Origin of the sequence: Arcicella sp. BE140 (genome assembly GCF_031456255.1) — a bacterium.
GTDB lineage: Bacteria > Bacteroidota > Bacteroidia > Cytophagales > Spirosomataceae > Arcicella > Arcicella aquatica.
This window is the reverse complement of sequence record NZ_JAVDUE010000033.1, coordinates 2,501-5,180: the sequence shown is the minus strand read 5'-3', so window position 1 is coordinate 5,180 and position 2,680 is coordinate 2,501. Positions and strand designations below refer to the sequence as shown.

At 47.4% G+C, this 2,680-nt stretch carries 2 rRNA genes (1 of these 2 only partly in view); both read right to left on the bottom strand.

Annotation, left to right across the window (positions count from 1 at the left end):
- Nucleotides 1-9: 9 nt before the first annotated feature.
- Nucleotides 10-121, bottom strand: a 5S ribosomal RNA gene (gene rrf / locus J2Y60_RS24715).
- Between the two features lie 105 nt (nt 122-226).
- Nucleotides 227-2,680: ribosomal RNA gene (locus J2Y60_RS24710) — 23S ribosomal RNA — on the bottom strand; it runs 374 nt beyond the window's last position.

The window sequence follows — 2,680 nt, the reverse complement described above, 5'->3', positions numbered from 1 at the left end:
TTCTAATATTTTTGGGGTTTATTTACTTTCCCGCATGTGATTGCAGTATCATCAACGGAACTGGGCTTAACTTCTCTGTTCGAGATGGGAAGAGGTGAACACCAGTCCTATCAACCCCATAAAGTCTGTGAGCCATTAAGCTCTATTTCTTTATGAGTAATTCATATAATATTGTGAAAGATGTTGAAGAGTAAGAACTATAAAGATTATATGTCATACGGTTATATGAATAAAGCTCTTGGGTAATTAGTATTGCTCGACTTTGGTATTTCTACCTTTACATCTGCAACCTATCAAGGTCGTCATCTACGACCGCCCTTATATGGATTACTCATCTTCAGGTCAGTTTCGCACTTAGATGCTTTCAGCGCTTATCTGGTCCCGACGTAGCTACTCAGCTATGCTCTTGGCAGAACAACTGATACACCAGCGGTCAGTCCAACTCGGTCCTCTCGTACTAAAGTCAGAACCTGTCAATAATCCTACGCCCACAACAGATAGGGACCGAACTGTCTCACGACGTTCTGAACCCAGCTCGCGTGCCACTTTAATCGGCGAACAGCCGAACCCTTGGGACCTTCTCCAGCCCCAGGATGTGACGAGCCGACATCGAGGTGCCAAACCTCCCCGTCGATGTGAGCTCTTGGGGGAGATCAGCCTGTTATCCCCAGAGTACCTTTTATCCTTTGAGCGATGGCTGTTCCATACTAAACCACCGGATCACTATATCCTACTTTCGTACCTGATCGACTTGTATGTCTCACAGTCAAGCACCCTTTTGCTATTGCACTCTACGCACGGTTACCAAGCGTGCTGAGGGTACCTTTGAAAGCCTCCGTTACTCTTTTGGAGGCGACCACCCCAGTCAAACTACCCACCAAGCAATGTCCCTATTTAGGTTAGAATTCCAGTACAAGAAGGGTGGTATTTCAACGTTGACTCCATAATGCCTAGCGACACTATATCATAGTCTCCCACCTATCCTACACATCCAGTACCAGAACTCAATGCTAAGCTATAGTAAAGGTTCATGGGGTCTTTCCGTCCCGTTGCGGGTAAACGGCATCTTCACCGTTACTACAATTTCACCGAGCTCACGGCTGAGACAGTGTCCAGATCGTTACACCATTCGTGCAGGTCGGAACTTACCCGACAAGGAATTTCGCTACCTTAGGACCGTTATAGTTACGGCCGCCGTTTACTGGGGCTTCGATTCAATGCGTCGCTTGCGCTAACATCCCCTCTTAACCTTCCAGCACCGGGCAGGTGTCAGGCCTTATACGTCAACTTTCGTTTTTGCAAAGCCATGTGTTTTTGTTAAACAGTCGCCTGGACCAATTCTCTGCGGCCTCTCATCGCTGAGTAGGCTCCCTTTATCCCGAAGTTACAGGGTTAATTTGCCGAGTTCCTTAGCCGTGATTCACTCGAGCGCCTTAGAATATTCTTCCCAGTCACCTGTGTCGGTTTACGGTACGGGTTACTAATAAGTATAGATTCACAACTTTTCTTGGAAGTCTCTTCGCTGACTCGCTTCTGCCTTGCGGCTGCTGCTCAAAGGCACTATTCCGTCAGTACCTGCCAACCACGAATCTCCGTCATTGTGTTTCCCTATCAGTAAGTTCAGGAATATTAACCTGATGTGCATTAAGTCTTCGCCTTCGCTAAACCCTTAGCCCCCGACTAACCCTCAGTTGATTAGCATAGCTGAGGAAACCTTGACTTTTCGGCGTGCGGGTTTCTCGCCCGCATTATCGTTACTCATCCCTACATTTGCTTTTCTGACCTCTCCAATGAACCTTGTCGATTCACCTTCGCTGATGTCAGAATGCTCCCCTACCAGTATGTATAAAATACATAATCCAAAGCTTCGGTACTATACTTGATGCCCGTTTATTATCGATGCCCGCCTCGCTCGACCAGTGAGCTGTTACGCACTCTTTAAATGAATAGCTGCTTCCAAGCTAACATCCTGGCTGTCTCTGCAATCAGACCTCCTTTGTTCAACTTAGTATAGATTTAGGGACCTTAGCTGTTGGTCTGGGTTCTTTCCCTCTCGGACAGTGACCTTAGCACCCCTGCCCTCACTGCCGTGTAAATTTCATGCCATTCAGAGTTCATCAGGATTTGGTAGGATGTGACTCCCCCTAGTCCTATTGGTAGCTTTACCTGCATGAAAATAACCACGACGCTGTTCCTAAAAACATTTCGGGGAGTACGAGCTATTTCCCAGTTTGATTAGCCTTTCACCCCTACCCACAGCTCATCGAAATACTTTTCAACGTAAACTCGTTCGGTCCTCCAGTGTGTGTTACCACACCTTCAACCTGGCCATGGGTAGATCACAAGGTTTCGCGTCTACTCCCCCTGACTAAACGCCCTATTCAGACTCGCTTTCGCTCCGACTCCAGTTCTGTAAACCTTAATCTTGCCAGGAAGAGTAACTCGTAGGGTCATTATGCAAAAGGCACGCCGTCACAGAATCGCTCTGCTCCGACCGCTTGTAAGTGTATGGTTTCAGGGTCTTTTCACCCCCCTGCTCGGGGTACTTTTCACCTTTCCTTCACAGTACTCGTTCACTATCGGTATCTTGTTAGTATTTAGCCTTACCGGATGGTGCCGGCAGTTTCAAAGGGGATTTCTCCAGTCCCCCCCTACTCAGGATACGGTTACGTCTAAAGAT